The organism is Pseudomonas sp. PS02303 (assembly GCF_029959925.1).
In the GTDB taxonomy this organism is placed as follows: Bacteria; Pseudomonadota; Gammaproteobacteria; order Pseudomonadales; family Pseudomonadaceae; genus Aquipseudomonas; species Aquipseudomonas mandelii.
Genome location: NZ_JASCOM010000336.1, coordinates 1 through 5,533, shown reverse-complemented (window position 1 = coordinate 5,533; position 5,533 = coordinate 1). Strand labels below are relative to the sequence as shown.

The 5,533-nt window shown below is 59.3% G+C and carries 5 protein-coding genes and 1 pseudogene; all 6 read right to left on the bottom strand.

The window, feature by feature from the left end; all coding sequences use genetic code 11:
* Nucleotides 1-150: 150 nt before the first annotated feature.
* Nucleotides 151-915 (bottom strand): ATP-binding cassette domain-containing protein, encoded by a 765-nt coding sequence (locus QMX98_RS31975; RefSeq protein WP_010457249.1) that lies wholly within the window; start codon nt 913-915, stop codon nt 151-153.
* Between the two features lie 27 nt (nt 916-942).
* Nucleotides 943-2,055 (bottom strand): M14 family metallopeptidase, encoded by a 1,113-nt coding sequence (locus QMX98_RS31970; protein ID WP_154501420.1) that lies wholly within the window; start codon nt 2,053-2,055, stop codon nt 943-945.
* Between the two features lies 1 nt (nt 2,056).
* Nucleotides 2,057-2,755: an ABC transporter permease gene (locus QMX98_RS31965; protein WP_010457252.1), complete on the bottom strand. Its 699-nt coding sequence runs from the start codon at nt 2,753-2,755 to the stop codon at nt 2,057-2,059.
* Nucleotides 2,752-3,441: an ABC transporter permease gene (locus tag QMX98_RS31960; protein WP_010457254.1), complete on the bottom strand. Its 690-nt coding sequence runs from the start codon at nt 3,439-3,441 to the stop codon at nt 2,752-2,754. Before QMX98_RS31960 ends, QMX98_RS31965 begins: the two co-directional genes overlap by 4 nt.
* A gap of 91 nt (nt 3,442-3,532) precedes the next feature.
* Nucleotides 3,533-4,306, bottom strand: coding sequence for an ABC transporter substrate-binding protein (locus QMX98_RS31955; protein WP_102595633.1), 774 nt, complete (start codon nt 4,304-4,306; stop codon nt 3,533-3,535).
* A gap of 700 nt (nt 4,307-5,006) precedes the next feature.
* Nucleotides 5,007-5,533, bottom strand: a pseudogene (locus QMX98_RS31950) (AMP-binding protein); the annotation flags it as partial.

Here is a 5,533-nt window from a genome sequence, read left to right as displayed (position 1 = left end):
AGCGAGGCTTGCCCGCGAGAACGGTGGTTCAGTCAACATGATTGCTGTCTGAACCACCGCATTCGCGGGCAAGCCCCGCTCCTGCAGGGATTGGGACCAGCCTTTAGGTTGCGAAGCATGCACTATCCCGGTGCGCAACGGGAGTTCGGTTTACTTCAGGCTGCCCGACAGGAATTGCTGCAAGCGTTCAGACTGTGGATTGACCAGCACTTCACGCGGGTTGCCGCTTTCTTCAACGATACCTTTGTGCAGGAACACCAGCTGATTCGACACTTCACGGGCGAAGCCCATTTCGTGCGTCACCACGACCATGGTCCGGCCTTCCAGCGCCAGGGCCTGCATCACTTTCAGTACGTCGCCGACCAGTTCCGGGTCGAGGGCCGAGGTCGGTTCGTCGAACAGCATCACCTCAGGCTCCATCGCCAGCGCACGGGCAATCGCCACGCGCTGCTGCTCGCCGCCGGACATGTGGCCCGGGTAAGCGTCTTTACGATGGGCCACGCCGACCTTGTTCAGGTAGTGCTCGGCTTTTTCGCGGGCCTCGGCCTTGGACATGCCCAGCACGTGAACCGGCGCTTCCATGATGTTTTCCAGCGCGGTCATGTGCGACCACAGGTTGAAATGCTGGAACACCATCGACAGGCGCGAGCGCATGCGTTGCAGCTGTTTCGGGTCAGCCGCTTTCAGCGCGCCGTCCTTGTTCGCCACCAGTTTCAGCTCTTCGTTGTTGAGCAGAATCTTGCCCGCGTGCGGCTGCTCGAGCAGGTTGATGCAGCGCAGAAAAGTACTTTTGCCAGAGCCACTGGAGCCGATGATGCTGATCACATCACCAGCCGCCGCTTTCAGGGACACGCCCTTGAGCACTTCGTGACTGCCATAGCGTTTATGCAGGTCTTGGACTTCAAGTTTGTACATGCGGTCGGTTCTCACAAAAACAGTCAGTCAGTCGTTGAGCAAGCGCCCGTGACGCAGCGCTTCGCGCCCCGCCACCTTGGCCAGCCAGAAACCGGGTTGGGCATAACGCAGCCGTTCAATGGCAAACAGCACCCCGGACGTACCAGCACACACCGTGCTGACCCGATCCGATAACGGATCGATCACTTCGAAAATCTCGTCGCCGGCTTCGATCCACTCACCGGGTTTACGCAAAAAGCTGATCACACCCGGGTGCGGCGCGAACAGCAACTCGGTGCCCTCGAACGGCATGCCTTCGCACGCCTCTTGCGCAGGCTTGGGCCATTCGCCGCTGATCAAGCCTTGCTCGGCGAGGAACGCCAGAATGCCTTCGGCATAAGCCTCGGCGTCCGCGCGACCGGTATCAGCCTGACCACCCAGTTCGATGGTCGTCGCCAGACAGGCCAGCGGAATCTGCGCATCCGGGAACTGACGCGACAAACGCAGCCACGGCAGCGAGCACGCCTCGTCAAAGGAACTGCCGCCGGAATCTTCCGCCAGCAGTCCCACTTTCACATTCAGGTGCGCGGCCAGCGAACGCCATTGCGGCCAGTGTTGCGGCAAGGCGTACATGTGCAGCGCCGCTTCGGCATCGCAATGCAAATCCAGCACGACATCAGCGGTGCACGCGTGGCTGAGCAAGATGCGCTGCATGCCTTGCAGCTGGCTTGCGGCCGGCGGCAATGCAGCCAGCGCATCGCTCATGGCTTGGCGGATCAAGCGGATATTGGCGTGTGGATCATCACCCAGGTGCCCGTCCAGCTCAGCGGCCACTGGCGCGCTCAGCTCGACGAAATCCCGGTTGAAATTCTTGCCGCTGCCCGCTTCGAAACGACCTTGATGGCTGCCTTGCAACAGTTGACCGAGGCCCAGTGGATTGGCCACCGGCACCAGCTCGATCACGCCGTTGAGCAGGCCTTGGGCTTCGAGTTCGGCCAGGCGCTTTTTCAGCTCCCAGGCCGTGCGCATTCCCGGCAGTTCATCGGCGTGGAGGCTGGCCTGGATGTAGGCCTTGCGCTCGCCACTGCCGAAGCGGAACACCGAGATCTGGCGCTCGCTGCCCAGGTGGTTCCACGGCAATACGTGATCGATGCGTTCCATATCAGTGCTTCCGCGGGGCCAGATAGCCCAGCCAGCGGCGCTCGGCCAGTTTGAACAGCTTCACCAGAATGAAGGTCAGGCACAGATAGAACACGCCGGCCGTGATGTACGCTTCGAACGGCAAGTAGTACTGAGCGTTGACCGTGCGCGCGGCACCGGTGATGTCGATCAGGGTCACGATGGACGCCAGACTGGTGGTCTGCAGCATCATGATCACTTCGTTGCTGTACTGCGGCAGCGCCCGGCGCAGAGCCGATGGCAGCAGGATGCGCTTGTACATTTTGTAGCGCGACATGCCCATGGCCTTGGCCGCTTCGATCTCGCCGTTCGGCGTGGCGCGCAGGCTGCCGGCGATGATTTCAGCGGTGTAGGCGCTGGTGTTGATCGCAAAGGCCAGGCACGCACAGAACGTTGCACTGGACAGCCACGGCCACAAGAAGCTTTCACGTACCGCTTCGAACTGCGCCAGACCGTAGTAGATCAAGAACAGCTGCACCAGCATCGGCGTGCCGCGGATCACGTAGGTGTAGAGCCAGGCCGTCATGTTGACGACGGCGTTCTTGGAAACGCGCATCAAGCCCAGCGGCAACGCACACAGCAGGCCGAAAAACAGCGACAGCGCGAGCAATTTGAGGGTGGTCACCAGGCCGCCGAAGTACAGCGGCAAGGCCTCCCAAATGACGTTGTAGTCGAAGATCATAGATCAGCCGCCCTTACGCCTACCGAGTAGCGCTTCTCAAGGTGACGCAATGCCAGCAACGAGACACTGGTAATCACCAGGTACATCGCCGCCACTGCGAGGAAGAAGGTGAAAGGCTCGCGGGTGGCGTCTGCCGCCTGCTTGGCCTTGAACATCATGTCTTGCAGACCCACCACCGAAATCAGCGCGGTGGCCTTGGTCAGTACCAGCCAGTTGTTGGTGAAGCCCGGAATGGCCAGACGGATCATCTGCGGCACCAAAACCCGGAAGAACACCTGGAAACTGCTCATGCCGTAGGCCATGCCGGCTTCTGCCTGACCTTTGGGGATCGCCATGAAGGCGCCGCGGAAGGTTTCCGACAGGTACGCACCGAAGATGAAGCCCAAGGTGCCGATACCGGCGGCCAGCGGGTTCAGGTCGATGTAGTCGTCAAAGCCGAGCATCGGCGCCACGCGGTTGAGCAGGTCCTGACCACCGTAGAAAATCAGCAGGATCAGTACCAGATCGGGAATACCGCGGATCACCGTGGAATACAGGTCGCCCAGCCAGGCCAGCCAGCGAACCGGCGACAGACGCAATGCCACGCCGATCAGGCCCAGAAAGATGGCCAGGACCATGGAGGACAAGGCGAGCTGAAGCGTCAGCCATGCGCCATCGAGGATGACAGCCCCGTAGCCTTTCAACATGATTCAGGTCCTCGAATGTTGGGATGAAAAAATGGCGCAAACCTCAGAGATCCTGTTGCTTGCGCCATTTCGGACTTGTCGCCGGGACGTGTTACTTGCCGTAGATGTCGAAGGCGAAGTATTTGTCCTGGATTTGCTTGTACTTGCCGTTCTCGCGAATGGCAGCGATCGCGGTGTTGATCTTGTCTTTCAGCGCGTCGCCCTTGCGAACCGCGATACCCACGCCGTCGCCGAAGTATTTGACGTCGGTGAAGGCCGGGCCAACGAAGGCGAAACCTTTGCCAGCGTCGGTTTTCAGGAAACCGTCATCGAGCAGCGTAGCGTCTGCCACGGTGCCGTCGAGGCGGCCAGCGGCGACGTCGAGATAGATTTCGTTCTGCGAACCGTAAGGCTTGATCTCGGCACCCAGCGGGGCCAGGACTTCGCGGGCGAAACGCTCGTGGATCGAACCACGTTGCACGCCGATGTTTTTGCCCTTGAGCTCAGTCAGGCCGTCGCTGACTTGAGTGCCGGCCTTCATGACCAGGCGCGCCGGGGTGTTGTAGTACTTGTTGGTGAAGTCCACGGATTTCTTGCGGTCTTCAGTGATCGACATGGACGACAGGATCGCGTCGATCTTGCGCACTTTGAGCGCCGGGATCAGACCGTCGAACTCTTGCTCGACCCAAGTGCACTTGACCTTCATCTCTTCGCACAGAGCGTTGCCGATGTCGTAGTCAAAACCAACAATGCTGCCGTCCGGTGCTTTGGAAGCAAACGGAGGGTAAGCCGCTTCGATACCGATTTTCAGAGGCTTTTCATCAGCGAAAGTCGGCAGGGACAGCACGGACAGTGCCAGGGCGCCAAGCAGCACGAGTTTCTTCATCTTGGGACTCCATCGGTAAAGGGCTAAAACGGCAGAGTGAGCGACAGCCCAATATGCGAATGAGTGGAACCGCAAAGCGGTGCTGCGTCGTAGGAACCGCGCGCTTTTTTCAACGCGAGCCACAACGAGCGAGTGATCGGCATTCTAACGACAGGCCCGAAGCCGATATTTCTTCAATGCGACAACTAATTACAGATGCACCGAGAAAGCCGCTTGAGCGCGTTGACAGCCCTGCAAATTCATGCAAGAGCAAAAGACAGTGAACCGATCACTGCTGCAAATTGCGGGCCTATTATTGGCAAACCCTTCTAATCCGGCAAGCGCAGCGTTGTGTCTTATTTTTTAGCCGGGCTGGAGAGGCCCGGGAGTGGGGGTTGGCGTTTCCCAATGCCCCGCATCGGAGCGCGCGGTTACACATTCAGTTACTTGAAGGGTGGAGGGTAACAGTGGGAAAGCGCCTACAAGTGAAGTCGATAATTATTGGGCGTTGTTTATTGAGTGCCTGACAGATCGCCATCGCTAGCAGGCTAGCTCCCACAGGGATCTCCAGGGGATTCGCAATTTGAAACGAGCGCAGTTCCCTCTGTGGGAGCTAGCCTGCTAGCGATGAGGCCCGACCGGCCAACACAAAAACCTCAGACAAAAAAAGCCCCATCCGGCACAACACCGGATGGGGCTTTTACTGACTCAGAGATGTCGGTTAAGCGACATTCATGATCTTGTGCTCATCAATCAAATGCTGCACCACACCCGGATCCGCCAGGGTGGAGATATCACCCAACCCATCGTATTCGGCGGTCGCAATCTTGCGCAGGATCCGGCGCATGATCTTGCCCGAACGGGTTTTCGGCAGCCCCGGTGCCCACTGGATCACGTCCGGCGAAGCAATCGGACCGATCTCTTTACGCACCCAGTTTTTCAATTCCAGACGCAGTTGCTCGCTCGGCTCTTCACCCGCGATCAACGTGACGTAGACATAAATGCCCTGCCCCTTGATGTCGTGCGGCACACCGACCACGGCCGCTTCGGCGACTTTCGGGTGGGCGACCATCGCGCTTTCGATCTCGGCAGTACCCATGCGGTGGCCGGACACGTTGAGTACGTCGTCCACACGCCCGGTGATCCAGTAGTAACCGTCTTCATCGCGACGTGCGCCGTCACCGGTGAAGTACATGCCACGGAAGGTCTTGAAGTAGGTGTCGACGAAGCGGTCATGGTCGCCGTACA

Coding starts and splice junctions, on each gene's coding strand:
- QMX98_RS31975 (WP_010457249.1), bottom strand. CDS start 915: ATGTACAAACTTGAAGTCCAAGACCTGCATAAACGCTATGGCAGTCAC.
- QMX98_RS31970 (WP_154501420.1), bottom strand. CDS start 2,055: ATGGAACGCATCGATCACGTATTGCCGTGGAACCACCTGGGCAGCGAG.
- QMX98_RS31965 (WP_010457252.1), bottom strand. CDS start 2,755: ATGATCTTCGACTACAACGTCATTTGGGAGGCCTTGCCGCTGTACTTC.
- QMX98_RS31960 (WP_010457254.1), bottom strand. CDS start 3,441: ATGTTGAAAGGCTACGGGGCTGTCATCCTCGATGGCGCATGGCTGACG.
- QMX98_RS31955 (WP_102595633.1), bottom strand. CDS start 4,306: ATGAAGAAACTCGTGCTGCTTGGCGCCCTGGCACTGTCCGTGCTGTCC.